Genomic DNA, 22365 nt, shown 5'->3' with positions numbered 1-22365 from the left:
GGGCTCTCGCCCTCGGACGGCCAAGGCGGCATCGCCCCGGGGCCGGGCGGCTCGGTGGGCAGGCATGGTAAGATCCGCGCCGGCTTCGTCAAACATTACTTCTGAACAATTTATGCTCATCTTGATGCTTACCAAGACTGTTATTGATAAAATTGGTGGTCAGATGGCAAAAACTGTTCAGTTGCTGCCCGTACTTGAAGACAGCTACACAAAAAACCGGGGTGTTCAAGGAAAAACGTCGGTTGCGGTATTTTACCGTAGGTGTTCCCGCGTGAAGACCATATCTCTTCAGGCTGACGGCTGCGCGTTCGAGCCGTGTCTCTAGGTTTCTAAAATTCAATACCTATGCAACTGCAAATTGATCTTTGGCGAGGCAGGGAGATGCTTGCGATGCGGTGACCGTCCGGACGCGCCTCCCTCCACAAGGCCGGCGCCTAGGATACGCAGTCGCGCAGTCGCGCAGTCGCGCAGTCACGCGCGAGCGCCCGCGGCCCCGCCGTGGGGCTGCGGACGCGCGATGGAGCCGGGAAGGATCGGAGGCGGAATCAGGCCGTGGGGGCGAGCCGGCCGCCGTAATAGTCGTCGAGGCGCCCGCCGTAGGCCGGATCGGCGAAGGCGTCCTCGCCCGGCCCGTGGCTCGGCGCGCCGGCCAGGGTGTCGCGGTCGAGGTCGACCACGTAGCCGCCGAGATCCACGCTGTAGGAGAGCGCGCGCCAGGGCAGGGGGTAGTGGCTCTCGCCGAGGCCGAGGAAACCGCCAAAGGCCAGCACGGCGTAGGCGACCTGGCCGGAGACCTTGTCGACCATGAAGTTGTGGACCACGCCGAGATGCTCGCCCGAGGGGTCGTACACGGCCGTGCCCTCGACCTTGTTCGAGGCGATCAGGCGCCGCGTCTCGTCGATGGGCACGCCCTCGGCCGAGGGGTCGAGTTCGAGGGATCCCGGCTTCCGGAAGCTCCGCTCGGTGGGCAAGTCCGTCGGCATGGGCTGATCCTGTCTGGGGATATCGATCGAGGGAAAGTCCTGCCCGCCGGGGCGGTTCCCGCCGCGCTCCGGCGTCCGGCTCTCGGCCCACCGCCTCCCTGGGATCGGTCGCGGCAGATTTTTTCCGAGCCTCCTTCGGGCGGGCGCCGCGCCCGCCGGCGCCGGGCTCCGCCACGGCCGCGCGGAGGGCTCTGGCGCGGCGGCCCGCGCGGTCGCCGGATGGCGGAGGGCCTTCCGCAGGGCGCGAAGGGGCCCCCCGCGTGCCGCCCGGACGCCTCTAAGTCGTTGCGGGGCAAGCGGATCGGCGATCCGTACGCTTCCGCTCGCCCGCCGCCGCCGGGCAGGGCCGGCGGCGGAAGTACAGTTGCTTGCGCGCCAAGATTTCCGAGATCAGGATGGTTTATTGCATTCGGGTGAATCGCAGGGGGATGGATCAGCATCCGCCAGACCTGTGGATGAGGCCGGGGACAACGACAGTTTCCCCTTGGAACGGTCGCAGCACCGCTTAGTTGTTGCAGCTATGCGCCCCGTCCCTCGGGGCCGACACGCGTCCGCGCTCAAGGCGCGAGCATCGGAGGAAACCCATGGCGACGAAGACGGAGACCAAGGCTGCGCCCAAGGCGAAGGCCGCCGCCCCCAAGGCGAAGGCTGCCGCTCCCAAGGCCGGCGGTGCCACCAAGCCCAACGCCCTTCAGCAGCCCCTGAAGCCCTCGGCCGAGCTCGGCGCGATCGTCGGCACCAGCCCGCTGCCGCGCGGCGAGGTGGTGAGTAAGGTTTGGGACTACATCAAGAAGAACAACCTGCAAAACCCGCAGAACAAGCGCGAGATCCTCGCCGACGACAAGCTGAAGAAGGTCTTCGGCAAGGACAAGTGCACCATGTTCGAGATGAACAAGCATCTCGCCGCCCACCTGAAGTCCTGAAGCCACCCGCCGGGACGGCCCCGTCGCAGCGGATCCTCGGCGGATCCGCCGCGACGCCGCCGGAACGAGCGCGTCCGGCGGAAGGCCGCGCCCCTCAGCCGATGTGGCGCAGCAGGCCGCCGTCGACGCGCAGCGCCGCGCCGCTCGTGGCACTCGCGGCCGGGCTGCACACGTAGGCGACCATCGCCGCCACCTCCTCGACGCCGGCCAGGCGCCGGATCAGGGAGGACGGCCTGTGCTCGGCCACGAACTGGCGGCCCATGGCGTGGAGATCGGCGTCCTCGGCCCCGCCCGCCATCTGCTTCATGAACTCGGCCACGCCCTCGGAGAGGGTCGGGCCCGGCAGGACGCTGTTCACGGTGACGCCGGTGCCGGCGACCGTCTCGGCGAGGCCGCGGGCGATGGCGAGCTGGGCCGTCTTCGTCATGCCGTAGTGGACCATCTCCACGGGGATGTTCAGCCCGGACTCGCTGGAGATGAAGACCACGCGCCCCCAGCCGCGCTCGACCATGCCCGGCGCGTAGGCCCGCGACAGGCGCACCCCGCTCATCACGTTGACCTCGAAGAAGCGCTGCCAGTCCGCGTCCGGGATCTCGAAGAACGGCTTCGGCTCGAAGATCCCGGTGTTGTTGACGAGGATGTCGACCGCAGGCAGCCGGGCGAGGAGGTCGTCCACGCCCGCCGCCGTCGCGACGTCGCCGGGGACCGCGAAGAGCTCGCCCGCCTTGGTCTCGGCCCGGAGCCGGGAGATCGCGGCGTCCACCCGCTCCGCGCCGCGTCCGTTGATGCCGACGCGCGCGCCGAGATCGGCGAGCTCGCGGGCGATGGCGTAGCCGATGCCGCCGGTCGAGCCCGTCACCAGGGCGGTCCGCCCGGTCAGATTCAAGTCCATGTGTTTCCCCTGTCTCCGATGAGGCCCCCGCCTGATCCGGACATCGCGCGATTCGCGTGCCCGTCAACCCGATCCCGCGGAAGGCCGCCGCAGCACGCTCGCGAGCGCGCCCGCGGCGGCGAGCGCCACCGCCGACCACAGCGCGAGGGCGACGGCGCGCCCCGGTTCGGCGCCGTGGACGAGCCCGAACAGCACGGCGACGAGGGCCGCGCCGAGGGACTGCCCGGTGAGCCGCGCCGTCGACTGCATGCCGCTCGCGCCGCCGCTGCGCTCGCGCGGGGCGCTCGTGATGATGACCTTGTTGTTGGGCGCCTGGAACAGCCCGAAGCCGAGCCCGCAGAGGGTCAGCCGCCACACGATGTCGGGCACGCTCGGCGCGGCCGGGAGCAGGATGACCGCCACGAGGCCCGCGGCCAGCAGGGCGAGGCCGAGCCCGCCCAGCAGCCCCGGCGGGAACCGGTCGGCGAGCCGCCCGGAGACCGGCGCCATCGCCGCGATGGCGATGGGCCAGGGCGTCAGGAGGAAGCCCGTCTCGGTGCTCGTGAGGTGCAGCACGTCCTGGAAGTAGAAGGGCAGAGCGATGTAGGCCACCATCTGGCTCGCGAAGGACGCGATCGAGGTCGCCATCGAGAGCGCGAAGGCGGGGATGCGCAGGAGGTCGACCGGCAGCAGGGGCGCCGGCAGCCGGAGCTGGCGGCGCACGAAGACCGTGCCGACCGCGAGCGCCGCCCCGATCGCGCCGAGGGCCAGGGGCCGCCCCTCGGCGCTGCCGAGCCCGTCGATGCCGATGATGAGGAGGCCGAAGGTGAGCGCGTTGAGGAGCGCGCTCGGCCGGTCGAGCCGCGCCCCGCTGCGCGGCGTCGCGGGCAGCGTCCGCGAGGCGACCAGGAGGGCGACGAGGCCCACCGGCAGGTTCACGAGGAACAACCACGGCCAGGAGGCGGCGGAGAGGATCGCGGCCGCGACGGTCGGCCCCGCGGCCGAGGCGACCGCGACCACGAGGGCGACGTTGCCGACGCCGCGCCCGATCATCCGGTGGGGGTAGACGAAGCGCACGAGCGCGATGTTGACGCTCATGATGCCCGCCGCACCGAGCCCCTGCGCGATCCGCGCCGCGATCAGCAGGGGGAGGGTCGGCGCGAGAGCGCAGGCCACCGAGGCCGCCGTGAACACGACGAGGCCGCCGAGATAGACCCGCCGGTAGCCGAGGCTGTCGCCGAGCGAGGCGAGCGGCAGCAGCGTCGCCGTCACGGCGATCTGGTAGGCGTTGACGACGAAGATCGCCTCGCCCGCGCCGACCGCGAGGTCGCGCGCCATCACCGGAAGGGCGACGTTGACGATGGCCCCGTCGAGGACGGCGAGCGTCATCGCGAGCCCGATCGCCAGCATGGCGAGCAGCCGCTCGCGCGGGGGCAGGCCGTCCTGCGGCCGCGCCGGGAGCTGCCCCGCCGTCCCGGCCCCGCGATCGGCCTCCTGCTCGGGCACGTGGTGGGCCATGCGTCGGACGCTCCCTCAGGCCCGCGGATATCGCCCGGCCCGCATCGCCTCAAGTGCCCTATGTCACCCCGCTGACGGCGCGCCGCGCCCTGCCAGCCCGGGAGTCCTCATGCGTGTCCCCGCCCTGATCGCCGGTCTCGCCGCCGGTCTGGCCCTGATCCTGGCGCCGCCGCCGGCCCGCGCGCAGCCGGTTGCGGGCGACGCGCCGCTGGGCATCGGGCTCGAGGGCTTCCCCTATCCCTACCCGGTGCGCTTCCTGCCGCTCTCGCGCGATCACGAGGCGCAGCGGCTCGCCTACATGGACGTGGCGCCGGTCGGCCAGCCCAACGGACGCACGGTGGTGCTCCTGCACGGGCGCAATTTCCCGTCGAGCTACTGGCAGCCCGTGATCACCGCGCTCACGGGCGCCGGCTACCGGGTGGTCGCCCCCGACCAGCTCGGCTTCGGCAAGTCCTCGAAGCCCGTCGGCCCCTTCACCTTCGACGCGATGGCCGCCGACACCGTGGCGCTCCTCGACGCGCTGGGGCTGGAGCGGGTGGACGTCGTGGCGCACTCGATGGGCGGGATGCTCGCGGTGCGGCTCGCCCGCAACGCGCCGGCCCGGGTCAACAGCCTCGTCCTCGAGGCCCCGATCGGGCTGGAGGATTACCGCTTCAGCGTGCCGCCGGTGCCGAACGCCGTCCTCCTGAAGCGCGAGGGCGAGCTCACGGCGGACGCCTACCGCAAGCAGCTCGTCACGAGCTACGCCCTCACCCTGCCGCCGGAGGCGATCGAGCCCTTCGTGTCGCTGCGCGAGCGGGTGAAGGGATCGGGCGAGTACCCGCGCTGGCTGCAATCCTTCGTGAACTCCTACGTCGCGATCTGGGGCCAGCCGGTGGTCCACGAGATCCCGCTCGTGGTGGCGCCGACGCTCTTCGTCATGGGCGGCCTCGACCGCAACGCGCCGGGCAAGCCCTTCGCCCCGCCGGAGCTGCAGGCGAAGATGGGCGACAATGCCGGCCACGCGCGGGCACTCGCCGCCCGCATGGCGAACGGGCGCGCCGAGGTGATCGAGGGCGTCGGCCACCTCGTCCACATGGAAGCGACGGACCGTTTCAACGCGCTCGCCCTCGACTTCCTCAACAGCCACTGACGGAGACGGACATGGATGTCGGCTTCATCGGGCTCGGGCGCATGGGCCGGGCCTTGGCCGCCTGCCTCGTGCGGGCGGGCCACACGGTGCGGGTCTGGAACCGCTCGCCGGAGGCGGCGCAGGCCGTCGCGGGCGCGCGGCCGGTCCCGACCGCCGCCGAGGCGTTCGCGGGGGACGCGGCCGTCACCATGCTGGCCGACGACGCGGCCCTGCGCGCCGTCATCGTCGAGGGCGGGCTCCTCGACGCGCCGGATCGGCCGGGGCTGCACCTCAGCATGAGCACGATCTCGGTGGCGCTGGCGCGGGACCTCGCCGCCATCCACGAGCGCGCGGGCGTGGCCTACATCGCAGCCCCCGTCTTCGGCCGGCCCGACGTGGCCGAGAAGGGCGCGCTCAACATCGTCGCGGCGGGCGATCCGGGGGCGCTGGGGCGGGCCGGCCCGCTCCTCGACGCGATGGGCGCGAAGACCTGGCCGTTCGGTCCGGTGCCGGAGCGCGCGAACGCCGTGAAGCTCGCCGGCAACTTCATGCTGGTCTCGGCCATCGAGGCGATGGGGGAGGCGGCGGCCTTCGCCGAGGGGCACGGGGTGGCGGGCGCCGACCTCCTCGACCTCCTCACCAACACCCTGTTCGCCTCGCCCGTCTACAAGGGCTACGGCGCCTCGATCGCCGCCGACCGCTACGAGCCGCCGGGCTTCAACCTGCGCCTCGGGGCGAAGGACATCCGCCTCGCGCTCGCCGCCGCCGAGGCGGTCGGCGTGCCGATGCCCTTCGCGAGCGCCCTGCGCGACAACCTCATCGAGGCCATCGCCATGGGCGACGGCGACAAGGACCTCGCCGCGCTCGCCCGCGTCGCGGCCCGGCGCAGCGGCCGGCCTTGAGCCGGCGCCGCCTCAGAGCGCCCCGTCGCGCACCGCGCCGGGGTCGGCGAGGGCGTGGAGCAGGCCCGCCGCGCTGTGGGCGAAGCGCAGCGTCACCGCCTTGCGGCGGGCGCCGCTGAGCGGATGGTCCTCGGGCTGGCGCAGGATCGCCCCGCCGAAGGCGTCGGCGACGATGAGGCCGGCCTCCTCGGGGATCAGCTCGCAGGGCAGAGTGTGGGGGATCGCGAAGTAGAAGCGGTCGCAGTAGTCCCGGTAGTCCGGCCACTTCTTGTCCGCCCGGAAGTCGGCGACGCTGGACTTGATCTCGACGATGGTCAGCTTCCCGCAGGCCGAGAGCGCGATCACGTCGGCCCGGCGCCCGTTCGCCAGGGAGAACTCGGGCAGGCTCACTTGGCCGAGCTCGGCGAAGAGGCGGCGCACGCCCCGCTGCGTGGCGGCTGCGGTCGGCGATTGCCGGCGGTCCGGCGGCAGCGAGAGGATGGCGGCGGAGAGGGAGGCGGACAAGGCGTGTTCTGCGTGAGCCGTCCCGAATCGGGACGTGCCCATCGAACCAGCCGGAACGGGGCTTGTCACTGCGGCGCCCGCACCGCAGGCGGACCGCCCGGCAGGCATCGATCGCGCGCAGGCCCGGGGCGGAGGGCCGCCCGAGAGCCCTATCCCTGGAACCAGGTCAGCAGGCCGGCGCCCGGCGCCAAGAGCACGAAGGCCCAGACCACGGCCGAGCTCAGGTTGGCGATCTGGAAGTGGAGCCGCTCGACGCCGAACACCCCCGCGATCAGCGGCACCACGGCGCGGGCCGGGCCGAAGAAGCGGCCGAGCGCCACGGCGCCCGCCCCCCAGCGGTGCAGGAACGTCTCGGCCCTGGCCACCATCTCGGGGTGGTTCCGCATCGGCCACATCCGCTTGGCGCCGTCCTTGTAGTAGTGGCCGAACTCGTAGGAGATCCAGTCGCCGAGCGAGGCGCCCACCGCCGCGGCGAGCACCACCGGCCAGAACGGGATGTCGGCCGCGCCGATCAGCGCCCCGATCCCGACCAGGATCACCGTCGCCGGCACCAGCAGCGACAGGAAGGCGATCGATTCGCAGAAGGCGAGAAGCCCGGTGATCAGCGGCGTCCACGCCTTGTGGGCCTCCACGAAGCCGAGGGTCGCGGTGCGCAGGGCTTCGAAGTCCATGGAGATCCTTGCGGGCTTGGTGGCGGGTCGGGGTGCGGCTTGGCGGTTCGCACCGATGTGGCGACTGCCCTCCGGAGCGCAAGCCGTGGGGGCGCGGGTGCGCGGCCCTGCGAAAGGCGCTAAGGGGCGGGTTCGTTCCCGCGTCGCGTTGGGAGGCGCCTCCCGTGAAGGTCCTGTCGATCCAGTCGCACGTCGCCTACGGTCACGTCGGCAACGCCTCCGCCGTCTTCCCGATGCAGCGCCTCGGCGTCGAGGTCTGGCCGATCCACACCGTGCAGTTCTCGAACCACACGGGCTACGGCGCGTGGCGGGGCCGGGTCTTCGACGGGCCGGCCATCGAGGAGCTCGTCGCCGGCATCGCTGAACGGGGGGTGCTCGGCACCTGCGACGGCGTGCTCTCCGGCTACATGGGCTCGCCCGACATCGGCACCGCCATCCTCGCCGCGGTGGCGGCGGTGCGCGCCGTCAACCCGTCCGCCCTCTACTGCTGCGACCCGGTGATCGGGGACACCGACCGGGGCGTCTACGTCCGCCCCGGCATCGCGGAGCTGATGCGCGACCGGGCGGTGCCTTCGGCCGACATCGTCACGCCGAACGCCTTCGAGCTGAACCTCCTCACCGGCCTGCCCACCGGCACGCTGGAGGAGACGAAGCGCGCGGTCGCGGCCCTGCAGGCGCGGGGCCCGCGCGTGGTGCTGGTGACCTCGCTCGTCACGGACGCGACGCCGGGCGACGCGATCGATCTCCTGGCCGGGGAGGGGGGCGCCGTCTGGCGCCTGCGCACCCCGCGCCTGCACCTCGACGTGAACGGGGCGGGCGACGCCGTCGCGGCCCTGTTCTTCGTGCACTACGCCCGCACCGGCTCGGCGGCGATCGCCCTCGGCATGGCCGGGGCCTCGGTCTACGGGCTCCTGCGCCGCACGGCGGAGGCGGGCTCGCGCGAGATCCTCACGGTCGCCGCGCAGGACGAGTTCGTCGCCCCGAGCGAGACCTTCCCGGTCGAGCCCGTGTGATGCGGCGCCCCGCGAACGGCCGCGCCCGGTCCGGCGTTGCCGCCCCGATTCCCGCAAAGCAGGACGCACGCCCATGACCCGACGCCGGTTCGTCACCCTCGACGTGTTCACGGAGGAGCCCTACGCCGGCAATCCGCTCGCCGTGGTGCTCGACGCCGAGGGGCTCGACGGGCCGGCGATGCAGCGCATCGCCCGCGAGTTCAACCTCTCGGAGACCGTGTTCGTGCTGCCGCCCGCCGAGCCGCGCCACCGCGCGTCCCTGCGCATCTTCACCCCCGCCCGCGAACTGCCCTTCGCCGGGCACCCGACGGTCGGCACGGCGGTGCTGCTGGCGCTTGAGGATGGGCGGCCGGCGGCTGCGCGCGCCGACGCCGTCGCCTTCGGGCTGGAGGAGGGGATCGGCACCGTGCCCTGCTTGGTCGAGGCCGGGGAGGGGCGGGGCCGGGCCCGCTTCAAGGTCCCGAACCTGCCCGCCTTCCTCGGCGAGGGCCCCGAGCCCGACCGCCTCGCCGCCGCCCTCGGCCTCGCGCCGGGCGATATCGGCTTCGCGGCCCATCTGCCGAGCCGGCACGACGCGGGCGTGCCCTTCACCTTCGTGCCGGTGGCGAGCCGCGAGCGCCTCGACGCCGCCCGCGTCGACATGGGCGCTCTGGCGGCGCTCGGCGAGACGAACCCGCTCTACCTCTACACGCCGGACCCGGAGGGGCTCGGCCCGCGCTTCCAGGCCCGGATGTTCGCGCCCCATCTCGGCGTGCCGGAGGATCCGGCGACGGGCTCGGCGGCGGCGGCCTTCGCGGGCGTGCTGATGCAGTTCGAGCCCCTCGGGGCGGGCGAGCACGACGTCGTCATCCGCCAGGGTGTCGCCATGGGCCGGCCGAGCGAGATCGCGCTCCAGCTCGTGGTCGAGGCGGGCGCGCTGCGCTCGGCCGAGATCGGCGGCGCGGCCGTGCTGCTCAGCGAGGGGGCGCTCCTTGCCTGAGGCGGCCCCGCTCGGCTTCAGCCTCGCGCGCCTGCGCTGCGTCTCGGCCCGCCTCGTCCCGTTCGAGTGGGCCTGGGCGCGCGACAACGCCGACCTCGTCGCGGAGAACTGGCGGCGGCGCCTTGCCGAGCGGCCCGGCCTGTTCGACGGCCCGGTGCTCCTCGCCTGCGGCGTCCGGATCGCGGACGGCCACTGCGAGGCGGAATTCTTCGAGACGCGCTACGCGCGCTTCATCGCCTTCCGGGACGCCGGCTCGCCGGACGCGCGGGTGGCCAACGCCTTCGCGGCGGTCGTTCCGGTGGCGCGGGACGGCGCCGTGCTCCTCGGGGAGATGGGCGGCCACACCGCCAATGCCGGCCAGATCTACTTCCCCTGCGGCACGCCGGACCGGGACGACCTGCGCGGCGAGGCCGTGGACCTCGCGGGCTCGGCGGCGCGCGAGCTCGCCGAGGAGACCGGCCTGTCCCTGCCGCCGGGCGCGCCGGAGGCGTGGGTGCTGCTGCGCGGCGAGGGGCAGCTCGCCTTCCTGCGGCCCGTCCCGTTCCCGGAAAGCGCGGAGGCTTTGCGGGCGCGCATGGAGCGCCACCGCGCGGGCGAGGCCGAGCCCGAGCTCGCCCGCATCGTGGTCGCCCGCGGCGCGGGCGACATCGACCGGGCGCGGATGCCGGGCTTCGTGCGGGCCTTCCTGGCCGACCGGTTCGCCGCGCGCGCGCCCGGCCTCGGCGCGGCTCAGGGGTAGCCGAAGCGGGCCTTGGCGGCGGCCAGCAGGCTCAGCGCCTCGCCCTCGCGGCCCGCGGCGCAGGCCGCGGAGGCGCGGGCGAGGTCGGCGCTGAAGCGGGCGCCGACCGGCTGGTTGAGGTTGCCGGTGGCGACGTCGCTGTCGACCACGGCCTGGGTCCGCGCGATCCTGGGTCCGCAGCCAGGCCCGTCCGGCGGCACCGCGACCGGCGCGGGCGTCGCCGCAGCGACTGGGGCGGGGGCCGCGGCCTTCGGCTGGCAGGCGCCGGCGAGGCCGCCGAGGAGGGCGGCTCCGGCGAGGGCGAGGCAGGGGCGGTAGGCTGTCACGGCGAGGCATCCCGGTTCGCGCCGCCGGCCCGTGCGGCCGAGCTTGGCGGATCCGGGTTGTGCCCCCCGCGTCCCGGCCGGTCAATCGCGGCGGCGGCCTACTTCGCCTTCTCGGCGATCCCCTTGAGGCCGGCGTCGTAGATCCCCTCGATCACGTCCCTGGCGACGGCGTCCGGCACGCCCTTGGCCGAGAAGCGACCCTCCCAGGTCACCTTCGAGCCGGCGCCCTCCGGGGCCACCGCGAGCGTCGAGGTGTAGTCCGAGACCGGCAGCGGGCTCTCCAGGATCGCGTAGCTGTAGGACATCACCTTGTCGTCGCGGGAGGTCTGCTCCTCCACGATCGCGCCGCCGCCCTTCAGCTTGAGGGTGCGGATCGCCTTGCCGTCCTTCTCGGACGGGGTGCAGGTCTCGACGGCCGGGTGCCAGGTGCCGATGCCGCAGAAATCGCCGATCGTCTGCCAGACCTTGGCCGGGGCTGCGGCGATCGTCGTCGCCTTCTGCACGTCGAGGGCGTGGGCGGGCGCCGCGGCGCCGAGCAGGAGGGCGGACAGGGCCAGCGGCCGCAGGATCTCGCGCGTCATGGGGTTTCCATCCCTGGTGTCACGTGTTTCGGGGCGCCCGCCCCGGCGGGCTCGGCGGCGGGGAAGCTAGGCGGCGCCGTTGCTTCGGCCAGCCCCGCGGATTGCGATGGCGCGGGCGCGCCGTTCACGTCCGCGTTCGGGGCGGTCGCGGAGCGTACCGTCCGGGACACGCCGCCGGCCGCGCGCGGTTGTCTTGTCTTTCGCGCGGGCGGGGGATAGGTACGTCGTCCGGACCGAGCTGCGCTCCCTGGCGAATCGCGTCCGCCCGTCGTGTCCTGCGAGGAGAGACGAGCCGTGGCCCATGCCGGCTCCGCGCCTGTGACCGCCCGCGCTGCCCGTGCAGCGTCGCTGTCGCGCGCGCGCCTCGTCCGCCTTCTCCTTACCCGCCCCTGAGGGCCGTCCGGGCGCGCGCCTGGGCTCTCAGGGGACGCGCACCACGAGACGACAGGCAGAGAGGGCGCCGCCGACCGCCGCGTGCGGGGCGCGCCGCGACAGGGCAAGCGAGACTTCCATGACCACGACTCAGACCGGCTCGGTCAAGGACCGCGTTCTCATCTTCGACACCACGCTGCGGGACGGCGAGCAGTGCCCCGGCGCCACCATGACGCTCGAGGAGAAGCTCGCGGTGGCCGAGCTCCTCGACGCGATGGGCGTCGACATCATCGAGGCGGGCTTCCCGATCGCCTCGAACGGCGATTTCGAGGCGGTGGCCGAGATCGCGCGGCGCGCCAAGCGCGCCACCATCGCGGGCCTCGCCCGCGCGATCCCCGCCGATATCGCCCGGGCCGGCGAGGCGGTGCGCCACGCCCATCGCGGCCGCATCCACACCTTCGTCTCCACCTCGCCGATCCACCTCGCGCACCAGATGCGCAAGAGCCAGGACGAGGTCCTCGAGATCATCCTGCGCACCGTGGCCCAGGCCCGCGACCTCGTGGAGGACGTGGAGTGGTCGGCGATGGACGCGACCCGCACGCCGATCGACTATCTCTGCCGCTGCGTCGAGGCGGCGATCCGCTCGGGTGCCACCACCATCAACCTGCCGGACACGGTGGGCTACGCCACGCCCTCCGAGTACCGCGCCATGTTCGAGGCGGTGCGCGCCCGGGTGCCGAATTCCGACCGGGCGATCTTCTCGGTCCACTGCCACGACGACCTCGGCCTCGCCATCGCGAACTCGCTGGCCGGCGTCGAGGGCGGCGCCCGGCAGGTGGAGTGCACCGTCAACGGCATCGGCGAGCGGGCCGGCAACGCGGCGCTGGAGGAGATCGTCATGGCGATCCGCACCCGCGGCGACGTGATGCCCTTCGAGACCGGCATCGAGGCCACGATGCTGACCCGCGCCTCGAAGCTCGTCAGCCACGCGACGAACTTCCCCGTGCAGTACAACAAGGCCATCGTCGGCCGGAACGCCTTCGCGCACGAGAGCGGCATCCACCAGGACGGGATGCTCAAGCACACCGAGACCTACGAGATCATGACGCCGGCCTCCGTCGGCGTCAGCAAGACCTCGCTGGTGATGGGCAAGCACTCGGGCCGGGCCGCCTTCCGCTCGAAGCTCGACGAGCTCGGCCTGCACCTGGCCGAGAACCAGTTCCAGGACGTGTTCGAGCGCTTCAAGGCGCTCGCCGACCGCAAGAAGCACGTCTACGACGAGGACATCGAGGCGCTGGTGGACGAGAACCTCGCCACGGCGCACGACCGCATCCGCCTCGTCTCGCTCTCGGTCATCGCGGGGACCCGCGGGCCGCAGCGCGCCACCATGAAGATCGACATGGACGGGCGCACCTTCACCGAGGAGGCGGACGGCAACGGCCCCGTGGACGCGGTGTTCAACTGCATCAAGGCGCTGGTGCCGCACGAGGCGCAGCTGGAGCTCTACCAGGTCCACGCCGTGACCGAGGGCACGGACGCCCAGGCCGAGGTCTCGGTGCGCCTCAAGGCCGGCGAGCGCTCGATGACCGCCCGCGGCGCCGACCCGGACACGCTCGTCGCCTCGGCCAAGGCCTACCTGTCGGCGCTGAACAAGCTCTCGGCGGCGGCGGTGCGCCTGCATGCCCAGCATGCGGCGGCCGAATAGGGCCCAAGAATCTTCAGGGCCCAAGAATCTTCAGGGCCCAAGAATCTTGGGCGCCGGGGGTGGACAGCCCCGGGCGCCCTTGGTATCAGCCCGACCTCGCCGCGGACTGGTGGCCGCGGCGGATCGCCGAACAGGCGATGAGGGCGCATAGCTCAGTTGGTAGAGCAGCTGACTCTTAATCAGCGGGTCCTAGGTTCGAACCCTAGTGCGCCCACCAATCATCTCAATGAGTTAGGCCAAACGAAGCTGGCGGCGGCCCTTCTTAGGTAACGCCTGAGGTAACACTTCAACTTGTTATGCCATATGGGACCGTGGCAGCGATTGGTAGGCTTCGGTACCGTGTCTGTGAGCGAGCCCATCCCGGACCGCGGTGAGCATGGGACCTCCATGCGCCGCGGACCAATCGTTCCTCGTTACCTTTTGTGCCAACGGTGCCGGTAGCGCTCGAATTAATGCTATCGATGCCATTGGCGCTATTAGCACAGGGGGCCGTAGTTTTCTGGTCGTAGTGCCTGTCAACGCGAGCCAGCGCTCAGTGCAGGATGGACGGCGTAATTCAGGGCCTTTCGGCCCTTGCCGTCTCCAGCCCGCGTGAAGTGCTTGCGGATGAGCCCGCCCTCGATGAGGAGGGCGCAGGCAGCCTCCATGTGGGCGGCATCGCGCAGCAATCCTCCTATCTGCCGCCGAACGTCACGGGCATTGAACTCTGTGAGGCGCTGCTGCCGAAGGTATTTAGCGAGGAGCATTCCACGTTGTTCGGCTAACGGGATAGAAGCATCCCCAAACACGCGCTCCGCCATTGGAATGAAGTAGGCATTGAGGAGGTCGGCCGCTGCGGTCACTGCCTCCGGAGAGATCTCCTTGGGCTCGCCTGCGGCTGCCCCCCCGCACCACCAGAGGTGTTCCAGTACGGCGGAAAGCCGCAAAGCGTGTCCACGCGCCTTCCCGAGCGTGCCGGCAAGCAGGCCGCTGGCCTCGTGACAGCGCCGGCTCACATCTCGGGCGAATGCTTCGAGGCGATCCTCTGCCTCAGCGGTCAGTGGGATCCGAACAGGCACTGGGTGACCGAACTCGTCAACCGCCTGCACAAGCTCGGTGAGCCGGGCGAAGGCAGACTGCATCGGTCCGTCGTCATCTACACCGCGAGCCAGGGTGAACTCCGGCCGCGTGTCCGGCCAAGCCCACAGCAGGCGCGAAGCGAGTCCATCATCGGGACTGTTGAGGATCATTGCTAGCCTGTCGGGCTGGACGCCGCCGAGCACGCCGATGCTAAGATGACGGATGCGCAACGGCTCGGGGTTCTTCATCCGGTCCACAACATGGGCGCGTCCCCCATACATCTCGATCGCAAAGGCGCGATCCGCTCCGGCGCCTCCGTATTTATCCAATGCACCAAGCCAGCCGGCCAGTTCGTCACGAACGAGCAACAACCCGCGAGGTAGCCCGCTGGCCAAAGCTCCAAGAGCTTCGACCGTAGCGTCAGCAACCCGGATGCGAGGGCGAACCGGAGCGGGCGGCTCTTGGGCGTCGGGCGGCATCGCGGGCGATGGGCTGCCGTGCTTCACAGCGATCTTCACCTCTACCTTCCATGCCTCCCGTTTCTCAGCGCTGGCCTGCTTGATCGTGGCGTGGTCCTGCTGAAGTTGCTCAAAGCTGCTGGCCATTCGATCCTCAGCGAATCGCAAGAGGTTGGACACCGCATCAATGCTCGGCGACTTTGAGGACGAGGGGGGACCAACCTCAGCGCACCACAACAACGGCGGCTCCGACCAGCTCGGGCCCGCCTGCGGCCAGCGCACGTTTGCGATGGCTGCGCCGGCGCTGGCGAGCAGGGCCACGGCGACATAATCGACCGGGCCCGAGGCGCCCGTAGCCTTCCGCTCGCACCAGTTTCTCCACGGACCGAGCAAATGGAGCGGGAATGACGGCGCGGGGCGCCGTCCTGTTCCGAGCAGGCTCAGATCAGGATCTGACCAAAGATCACCCCACCCTGCGCCAATCGTGCCGGTGGCGCCGTTAGGCGACGAGGTTCGATCCCCCCAAGGATCACCCGCGCGAGGGTCGAAGCGTTCCGGCTCAGCGTCGGAGCGGTCGAACTTCATACTCCCCCCTCCGGAGTTTTGGTGGGAGAGCCGGGCTGACCGTCTCGGGTCTCTCGGTCTTTATGTTTGGCCTTCATCTCCTTCAAATCGGCGCAGATGCCTTCCTGCGCACGAGCGGTCGCGATCAGACAACGAATTGCATGGTCGAGACCGGCGTCGTTGCCGATTGCGCAATACCTCTCGATAATCTCGAGGTAGATACCGGATTTCTGGGCTATTTCCGCAATAGTGTCGCGGTAGAACTGAGGTGTGCCAAAGGCAGCCGGTTCATTCATGCCGTCTCTCCTTGAAGGTATACACGCAGCTCCGAGGGGCCGCAAACGTGCGGCAGATCATGCTGCGATCGTGGATAAGCACATCCCTATCAGTGCAGCGCCGTCCAAGGCCGGAGTACCGAGGCCGACAATGGCTGGCCCAGCACGGCGGGCTCATCTAGAGGAGGCAGCACACACAGTGGACACTCTGTAGGAAAGTAATATTCCTGGAGATCTTGATCGCGCCGACGAGAGCAGAATCCGAGCACCTTCGCGCAACAGAAAACCATAGAATGAACTAAACAGGCGTGAATATTAATCGGTCGTCTGCCTAAAATCCTCCCTATTCTCAAAATCTTCGAGATCGGACAATTTCCAAAGCATGCGGCCGTTAATGACAAGAGGGCGAGGAAACCGCAGCGCTACGCTGCGGCGCCAGCGCCAAAGCGCCATCTCGGAACAATTACCAAACCGCTCTCGAACCTGGCGGGACGTGAGATAAACATCAGTATTCTTCATTATTGAATTTCCTAACCGGCCTGATCGTGTGCGCGACCTGGCGCCCGTCAGTCAGGCTTTTAGCGATCGAAGCGCAAGCGGCTGCTCTGCGGAGCTGCCGCCCTCCTCACTCAAGCCGAGAACTTCGGACTTCAGGAAGCACTCCGCATCCGCAGTCATAAGAACAGCGTCATGCAGATACCTAATCAGTGGGGCGACTCCGAGTTTACACGCAAAACTTAATCCGGAGACGACTTCGCCTAGCTTCCCTCCATCCAAGTTTTCCACATAGGCCGGGCGGACCGGCTCGTGAGCACTGACTTAAAGGACGAGCGTTAGCGATGTCAAGCAACAACATCGTACATCGCAATACACACGACGAGAGCGCCAGGAATTAGCCGCCGACGCCAGGAATTAGTCGTCAAAGCCAGGAATTAGCCCCTTTCATGTACCAGTCCTTATTGACACACAAAGCTTGACATATACTTGTGCTTACCAGAAGGCTGCCGCTGGACGCCAAGAAGGGGTGCCCTCCTGGCACAATTCGTAAGGTAAATACCGTTACCGATTTCTGGCAGGAAATTTCAAGCGCTGGGCGCTTTTCTGATGATTAAGGCAATATCTCTTGAGGCACACGAAACATAAAAGACGTTCGGGATTGCGGGATCTACTTCAGCTGCCTTCATCACTTCATAGTCGTCGACCACACTCCGCACAACATCCGAGCGAAACGGTCGCTCGCAACTAGTATTCACTGCCACAGCAAGCTTGCAGTGGCTGCGGAAGGCTAAGGGGCAGATCGCGCGCGCGGCCAACCTTGGCCTGCGGGGCACGAGTCAGCTCACAACACTTCGGAATGCCAAGGACGGATCGGACTTGCCATTCGCTCCAATCTGCTGGGTGCTTATCCGCCATGCGGCTGTGCACCGATCTCACCCGGAGCCCGGATCAGATCGCATCGAGGGTCGTGCGCCGCTCAAGTGCCGAACTCGCCTGGCAGGAAGCGCGCCTTGAGCTCAACATCGGGGCGCGGCGGCAGTGGTCGGACTCAACTCACTGGTTGCGTCCACGGATGAGGTGCAGTCTCCAGGCCTGCTGCGGTGTAGATTGGTGTGGTCATCGGGGCCGGCGACAGAGCGGCACTGTTCGAGGCATCGCGAGATGAGCCGAGGAAGGCAACTTCCTGCCCTCACTCGCCGAGACGGTCCTGCAGATCCTGATGGAGGCCGACGTGAAGGGACCGGTCGGCGCCGGTCGCTACGAGCGCAGCGTCGACACACGGCTCGGCTCACTCAACCTGAAGATTCCTCAGCTTCGGACCGGCAGCTACTTCCCGGGCTTCCTGGAGCCGCGCCGCACGGTGGAGAAGGCGCTGGTCGCCGTGATCCAGGAGGCGCGGATCGCCGGCGTCTCGACTCGGCGCGTGGACGACCTCGTGCAGGCCATGGGCCTGTCGGGCATCTCCAAGTCCTCGGTGTCGAAGCTATGCATGGAGATCGACGAACGCGTGAGCGCCTTCCTGACGCGTCCGCTCTCGGGCGCGTGGCCCTATCTCTGGCTCGATGCCACCTACCTGAAGGTGCGCGAGGGCGGTCGCATCGTCTCTGTCGCTGCCATAGTCGCCGTCGCGGTCGACACCGAAGGCCGGCGCGAGATCGTTGGCCTGCATATCGGCCCGTCCAAGGCCGCTGCTCCTCCGGCGCTTCTGTCTGATCTGCAGTTGAAACAAAGGCTCCTTCGCGAAGCTGAAGGCGCCACATGCTCCCGTAGCCTGCGCACGAGCTTGGTCCTCTGGCTTGCTCTCAAACGCACAGCTGCCCATGCGCAACCGGGGCGGGAGCAACTCCCGCCACCGAATATAGCGCAATTTGCCCGTGCGTCACCCTAATGTAAAACAGGCAATGGTTCGGATTTAAATCCTTCTTCACAAATGCAAGGCGCCGTCTGACTCAGCATCATCACGTCCAATGCGCGCCAGCACGTCAGCGGAAACTGTTTCCTATCGAGCACCTCCAAGATATTCGCGAGGCTCTGGATGACTGTGTTCGCCGCCGCTGGACCCATGAAGGTCTCGCCATCTTGGTCAATGAGTATATCGAGCATTAATTTTCCTGTTGCAAATTCTTTTGCCTGCAATGTTGCCAGCAATTTCTCGTGGCTGCTGCTAGCTGACTCCGATCTAAGCTTAAAGTATGCGATCGCATCGTCGTATGTGTCAGAGATGGCCTGTCGCAGGATCAGGTCCGAAATGTCAGTTGGCATCAAAGTGTCTCTCAGGCGGCGGGCTGGACGGGCAGCGAGGGATGGAGCGAGGTTCGGGAGGTGGCGATTGCCTCGGGTGCGTTGACATGGTCAGCCAGCGGCCGCGTCTCGGCGGGAGTCTCGTCCGCAGGAGCACGCGAGGGCTGTGCCGGCGGAGGGCAGGTCCCCAGCAGGATCGCCGGAGGCGGGGTGAAACCCGGTCCTGCAGCAAGCAGCGCCATCCGGTACTCGTTGAAGTCGGTGCGGGTAATGCGTGACATTTGGTGTTTTCCGTTCGTCGTTGCTGACGAGCGGTGTGTAGGACGGACTGGCGAGGCTGCGGCCGATCTCGGCTTGGCTAAAACCGAGTTCGGTTTGGCGGTCATCGGCCAAGGCGAGCCGATGTGCGAACTCAGCCCGCTTCGACGAGCGCCAACCGCTCAGTTCGCAGTCATTTCAGCGCCCTGCTGCTGACCCACAGTCCTGTTCGCCGGTTCGGACAAGACCGTTCCGATCCGGGGCTAACTTGAGGCGGTTATCTCGTCGGAACGTGCGTCGCCGGTCTTGTTCTTGAGATGCACGCCGTCAGACTGTTATTGAGCAAGCTCCTCTCCGGCCTCAAGATCAGGCAACGCAGCCTGAATGGGCGCGACCGGCAAGCTTGGGAGGAGCGGGGATGAGCTACCCTTTGGCCGACGGAAGTCTTGCCCCGGGAGAGAGCGGGTCAGCTTTTTGTAGACGGGCCGACTATGATCGTGCGGTGTCTAGCTTCGACTACGAGGCCGCCTTCTTCGCAATCTTTCCGGAAGGGGCCGAGCAGGTGAATGCCTGCCACACCTGCTGCGACCGCCACTCAAGCGACTCCGGACGCATCGCGCTTCGGTACTGCGGACCGGACGAGGCTGTTCAGGAAATCACCTTCGCCACGCTCTCGATCCAGGCCGCCAAGTTTGCAGCCGTTCTCGCCAAGCTCGGCGTGCAGAAGGGCGACCGAGTTGCTGGACTGCTCCCGCGCACACCGGAGTTGCTGATCACGGTCTTGGCTACGTGGCGGCTCGGGGCCGTCTACCAGCCCCTGTTCACCGCCTTTGGTCCAAAAGCCATCGAGCAGCGCGTGAGCGATGCCGGCACGAAGATCGTCGTGACGGACGGCGCCAACCGCGCCAAGGCTTCAGGTATCGCAGAGCTCTGCACAATCATCACCGTCGGCGTCGGGAGAGAAAGCGACGACTTGGATTTCTGGGCCGCGCTGGAAGCCGAGCGTGGTGACGCCGCGCCAGTTCCCTGCAGCGCGGAAGATCCGTTCCTGATCATGTTCACCTCTGGAACGACTGGCCCCGCCAAGCCCTTGCTCGTCCCGCTGAAGGCCATCGTAGCATTCGTCGGCTACATGCGGGATGCCGTGGGGCTCCGACAGGACGAACGGTTCTGGAATCTGGCCGACCCGGGCTGGGCGTACGGCTTGTACTACGCCGTCACCGGTCCGCTCGCGATGGGGTTCACGACGACGTTCTACAACGGCTCCTTCACGGTCGAGGACACGTACCGAACGATCAAACGGCTCGGCATCACCAATCTCGCAGGCTCTCCCACCGCGTTCCGGTTCCTGATCGCGGCTGGGCCCGCAGCCGCGAAGGCGATCGTGGGGCAGCTGCGGGCTGTCAGCAGCGCAGGCGAACCGCTCAACCCCGAGATCATCCGCTGGTTTGCGGAGCACCTAGGCACGACCATCCACGACCATTACGGCCAAACGGAACTCGGGATGGTCCTCTGCAACCATCACGCACTGACCCATCCCGTCCGACTTGGCTCCGCCGGCTTCGCCATCCCTGGCCACCGGGTCGTGGTGGTCGGGCCCGAGGGCAGGGAACTCGGGCCGGGTGAGCCGGGCATCCTGGCACTCGACCGGACACGCTCACCGCTGATGTGGTTCTCGGGCTACTGGCAGCGCGCGACCTCAGCCTTCGTCGGCAACTACTACCTGACCGGAGATACCGTCGAACTTAACCCGGATGACAGCATCTCCTTCGTGGGCCGGTCGGACGACCTGATCAACTCAGCGGGCTACCGGATCGGCCCGTTCGAAGTCGAGAGTGCGCTGATCGAGCATCCGGCCGTCGCGGAGTCCGCGGTCGTCGGCAAGCCCGACCCAGAGCGGACAGAGCTCGTGAAGGCCTTCGTCGTCCTGAAAGCCGGCATCCAACCGGACGCAGCCCTGATGAAGTCGATCCAGGGCTTTGTGAAGGAGCGCCTGTCGGCGCACTGCTACCCACGCGAGATTGAGTTCGTCGACAGCCTGCCCAAGACCCCGAGCGGCAAGTTGCAGCGGTTCATCCTACGCAATCAGGAGCTTGCCCGGGCCGCAGCAAGAGCCGCCGCGACCACGACCTGAACTCCGCTCCTGGAACCACCGCCGCCATGCCGATGGAGCTCGGTTGCTGGTGGGCAGGAAGCTACCCGCCGGCTCAGCGGAATGGCGTATTGCTAAGAGGATTTCAGTGATGCAGGTAGATCCGATCGTCGTGGCAAGTGCCGCGCGCACCCCGATGGGTGCGTTTCAGGGCGAGCTGAAAGCCCTCACCGCCACGGAACTCGGAGCCGTCGCGATCCGCGCCGCGGTGGAACGCGCTGGCCTCGGGGGCGACGCTGTCTCGGAAGTCGTAATGGGCTGCGTCCTGACCGGCGGTCTCGGGCAAGCGCCGGCGCGGCAGGCAGCGCTTGGGGCGGGCATCTCGGACGCCACCCCTTGTTCGACCCTCAACAAGGTCTGCGGCTCCGGCATGAAAGCGGTCATGCTCGGCCACGACATGATCGCGGCAGGCTCAGCCGACGTGGTGGCCGCGGGCGGCATGGAGTCGATGTCGAATGCGCCCTACCTCCTCGATAAGGCGCGCACAGGCCAGCGCCTTGGTCACGGCCGTGTCCTCGACCACATGTTCCTCGACGGCCTTGAAGATGCCTACGACCGCAATCGTCTCATGGGCACATTCGCGGAGGACACGGCGCAACGCTATCAGTTTACCCGGGACGCGCAGGACGCCTACGCACTGGAATCGCTGGCCCGCGCCAACCGTGCTGCGGAAGCCGGTGCCTTCGACGGCGAGATCGTTCCAGTCGGCGCGGAGGTGCGTTCGGACGAGGGCCCGCGCAAGGCCAGGCCGGACAAGATCCCGACTCTGAAGCCCGCGTTCCGTCCAGACGGAACCGTGACGGCGGCGAACGCCTCGTCGATCTCCGATGGCGCGGCCGCACTCGTGCTCATGCGGATGTCAGCGGCCGAACGCTGTGGCCACGCTCCACTTGCGGTTATCCGTGGTCACGCCAGCCACGCCGCGGCTCCGGCTTGGTTCTCGACGGCCCCGATCGGCGCGATCGGCAAGCTGACCGAGAAAGTGGGCTGGTCCCTCAACGACGTGGACCTCTTCGAGATCAACGAGGCCTTCGCCGTCGTCGTCATGGCGGCGATGCGCGATCTTGGCCTGCCGAACGACAAGGTCAACGTCCACGGAGGCGCCTGCGCCCTCGGCCATCCGATCGGCGCGTCCGGCGCGCGGATTATCGTGACCTTGCTAGCGGCCCTCGCTCGCACTGGCGGACGCCGGGGCATCGCCTCGCTCTGCATTGGTGGCGGCGAGGCTACGGCGCTCGCAGTCGAACGTATCTGACCAAGTCTGATCTTGGGCGCGTGAAGGTTCAACGCATCGCGGCCAGTGCAGCTGACCTGTCCGGTCTTTTGGACCGGGTCAGGTGCGAGGCTACTGCATCAGGCGGGGAGCAGTCTGGGCTCGTCACATCGGGCGGCGTCCCGGTTGCCGCGGCTGATCGAGCACCGTAGCCGGAAGGGATGAGCGCGCCCTCTTACGCCGGCTACCGCTTCTCGCGCGATATCGTTCAGCGCGCCGTTTGGCTGTAGCTCCGGTTCACCCTCAGCTACGGTTTCGGTCCGATCGCTGCTCGTTTGGGCATACGTCTTTTGCGCTCGGAGGATTCAGCGACCAGAGCTTATAGTTTCGCTTATGCGCGAGCACCGCAGAGCCACACGCGCTCCGACCTGCCTTGCTGGACGTGCGGT

20 protein-coding genes, 1 tRNA gene and 1 pseudogene are annotated in these 22365 nt (G+C 68.7%); 11 read left to right on the top strand and 11 right to left on the bottom strand.

The genetic code is table 11. From position 1 onward, the window contains the following. Window positions 1–545: 545 nt before the first annotated feature. Window positions 546–983 (bottom strand): PRC-barrel domain-containing protein, encoded by a 438-nt coding sequence (locus MOX02_RS12480; RefSeq protein WP_147026119.1) that lies wholly within the window; start codon window positions 981–983, stop codon window positions 546–548. 584 nt (window positions 984–1567) lie between these two features. Here MOX02_RS12480 and MOX02_RS12475 point away from each other — a divergent pair. Beyond that, window positions 1568–1906, top strand: coding sequence for an SWIB/MDM2 domain-containing protein (locus tag MOX02_RS12475; protein WP_147026118.1), 339 nt, complete (start codon window positions 1568–1570; stop codon window positions 1904–1906). A 94-nt stretch (window positions 1907–2000) separates the two neighbouring features. Here the strand turns inward: MOX02_RS12475 and MOX02_RS12470 are convergent, their stop codons facing one another. Beyond that, entirely contained in the window at window positions 2001–2798 is a 798-nt protein-coding gene (locus MOX02_RS12470) for an SDR family NAD(P)-dependent oxidoreductase (protein WP_147026117.1), read from the bottom strand. 63 nt (window positions 2799–2861) lie between these two features. Further along, window positions 2862–4187, bottom strand: a complete 1326-nt coding sequence (locus MOX02_RS12465; RefSeq protein WP_238178849.1) for an MFS transporter — start codon at window positions 4185–4187, stop codon at window positions 2862–2864. Window positions 4188–4404: 217 nt separating this feature from the next. Between MOX02_RS12465 and MOX02_RS12460 the strand changes: the two genes are divergently transcribed. Both MOX02_RS12460 and MOX02_RS12455 read left to right on the top strand, forming a co-directional pair. After that, window positions 4405–5427, top strand: a complete 1023-nt coding sequence (locus tag MOX02_RS12460) for an alpha/beta fold hydrolase (RefSeq protein WP_147026115.1) — start codon at window positions 4405–4407, stop codon at window positions 5425–5427. A gap of 11 nt (window positions 5428–5438) precedes the next feature. After that, window positions 5439–6308 carry an NAD(P)-dependent oxidoreductase gene (locus tag MOX02_RS12455; protein WP_147026114.1) on the top strand — a complete coding sequence of 290 codons (870 nt, stop codon included), beginning with the start codon at window positions 5439–5441 and terminating at the stop codon, window positions 6306–6308. A 12-nt stretch (window positions 6309–6320) separates the two neighbouring features. Here MOX02_RS12455 and MOX02_RS12450 read toward each other — a convergent pair whose 3' ends face one another. Continuing rightward, window positions 6321–6854 carry an MmcB family DNA repair protein gene (locus MOX02_RS12450; protein WP_147026113.1) on the bottom strand — a complete coding sequence of 178 codons (534 nt, stop codon included), beginning with the start codon at window positions 6852–6854 and terminating at the stop codon, window positions 6321–6323. 107 nt (window positions 6855–6961) lie between these two features. After that, window positions 6962–7483 carry a DedA family protein gene (locus MOX02_RS12445; RefSeq protein WP_147026112.1) on the bottom strand — a complete coding sequence of 174 codons (522 nt, stop codon included), beginning with the start codon at window positions 7481–7483 and terminating at the stop codon, window positions 6962–6964. A 164-nt stretch (window positions 7484–7647) separates the two neighbouring features. On the opposite strand from MOX02_RS12445, the gene pdxY reads away from it, so the two are divergent. The 3 genes from pdxY (at window position 7648) to MOX02_RS12430 (ending at window position 10214) form a co-directional block, all read left to right on the top strand. Further along, window positions 7648–8496, top strand: coding sequence for a pyridoxal kinase PdxY (gene pdxY, locus MOX02_RS12440; RefSeq protein ID WP_147026111.1), 849 nt, complete (start codon window positions 7648–7650; stop codon window positions 8494–8496). Window positions 8497–8569: 73 nt separating this feature from the next. Then, the gene (locus MOX02_RS12435) at window positions 8570–9475 is read left to right on the top strand and encodes a PhzF family phenazine biosynthesis protein (RefSeq protein ID WP_147026110.1); all 906 of its coding nucleotides are present in this window, start codon (window positions 8570–8572) and stop codon (window positions 9473–9475) included. After that, the gene (locus MOX02_RS12430) at window positions 9468–10214 is read left to right on the top strand and encodes an NUDIX hydrolase (RefSeq protein ID WP_147026109.1); all 747 of its coding nucleotides are present in this window, start codon (window positions 9468–9470) and stop codon (window positions 10212–10214) included. The genes MOX02_RS12435 and MOX02_RS12430 overlap by 8 nt, the downstream gene beginning before the upstream one ends. Here MOX02_RS12430 and MOX02_RS12425 read toward each other — a convergent pair. After that, the gene (locus MOX02_RS12425; RefSeq protein WP_147026108.1) at window positions 10205–10540 is read right to left on the bottom strand and encodes a hypothetical protein; all 336 of its coding nucleotides are present in this window, start codon (window positions 10538–10540) and stop codon (window positions 10205–10207) included. The genes MOX02_RS12430 and MOX02_RS12425 overlap by 10 nt on opposite strands. A gap of 98 nt (window positions 10541–10638) precedes the next feature. After that, window positions 10639–11121, bottom strand: coding sequence for an SRPBCC family protein (locus tag MOX02_RS12420; protein WP_147026107.1), 483 nt, complete (start codon window positions 11119–11121; stop codon window positions 10639–10641). Between the two features lie 511 nt (window positions 11122–11632). Between MOX02_RS12420 and MOX02_RS12415 the strand changes: the two genes are divergently transcribed. After that, window positions 11633–13198, top strand: coding sequence for a 2-isopropylmalate synthase (locus MOX02_RS12415; RefSeq protein WP_147026106.1), 1566 nt, complete (start codon window positions 11633–11635; stop codon window positions 13196–13198). Window positions 13199–13339: 141 nt separating this feature from the next. Next, a tRNA-Lys gene (locus MOX02_RS12410) sits at window positions 13340–13415 on the top strand. Between the two features lie 298 nt (window positions 13416–13713). Here MOX02_RS12410 and MOX02_RS12405 read toward each other — a convergent pair. Both MOX02_RS12405 and MOX02_RS12400 read right to left on the bottom strand, forming a co-directional pair. Further along, complete coding sequence (locus MOX02_RS12405; protein WP_147026105.1) at window positions 13714–15300, bottom strand: DUF3987 domain-containing protein; 1587 nt, start codon at window positions 15298–15300, stop codon at window positions 13714–13716. Then, window positions 15297–15575, bottom strand: coding sequence for a hypothetical protein (locus tag MOX02_RS12400; RefSeq protein ID WP_147026104.1), 279 nt, complete (start codon window positions 15573–15575; stop codon window positions 15297–15299). Before MOX02_RS12400 ends, MOX02_RS12405 begins: the two co-directional genes overlap by 4 nt. A 1619-nt stretch (window positions 15576–17194) precedes the next feature. Between MOX02_RS12400 and MOX02_RS12395 the strand changes: the two are divergent. Beyond that, a pseudogene (locus MOX02_RS12395) lies at window positions 17195–17739 on the top strand (transposase); the annotation flags it as partial. Between the two features lie 197 nt (window positions 17740–17936). Here MOX02_RS12395 and MOX02_RS12390 read toward each other — a convergent pair. After that, window positions 17937–18314, bottom strand: coding sequence for a hypothetical protein (locus tag MOX02_RS12390; protein WP_147026103.1), 378 nt, complete (start codon window positions 18312–18314; stop codon window positions 17937–17939). 11 nt (window positions 18315–18325) lie between these two features. Continuing rightward, window positions 18326–18574, bottom strand: a complete 249-nt coding sequence (locus MOX02_RS12385) for a hypothetical protein (protein ID WP_147026102.1) — start codon at window positions 18572–18574, stop codon at window positions 18326–18328. 395 nt (window positions 18575–18969) lie between these two features. Here MOX02_RS12385 and MOX02_RS12380 point away from each other — a divergent pair, with 395 nt between their 5' ends. Beyond that, complete coding sequence (locus MOX02_RS12380; RefSeq protein ID WP_147026101.1) at window positions 18970–20685, top strand: AMP-binding protein; 1716 nt, start codon at window positions 18970–18972, stop codon at window positions 20683–20685. Between the two features lie 109 nt (window positions 20686–20794). Continuing rightward, window positions 20795–21958, top strand: a complete 1164-nt coding sequence (locus MOX02_RS12375) for an acetyl-CoA C-acyltransferase (protein WP_147026100.1) — start codon at window positions 20795–20797, stop codon at window positions 21956–21958. The last annotated feature ends 407 nt before the right edge of the window (window positions 21959–22365 follow it).

It is taken from the genome of Methylobacterium oxalidis, assembly GCF_007992195.1.
GTDB lineage: Bacteria > Pseudomonadota > Alphaproteobacteria > Rhizobiales > Beijerinckiaceae > Methylobacterium > Methylobacterium oxalidis.
The sequence above is the reverse complement of the archived record's forward strand: the minus strand, read 5'-3'. Positions and strand labels throughout refer to the sequence as shown.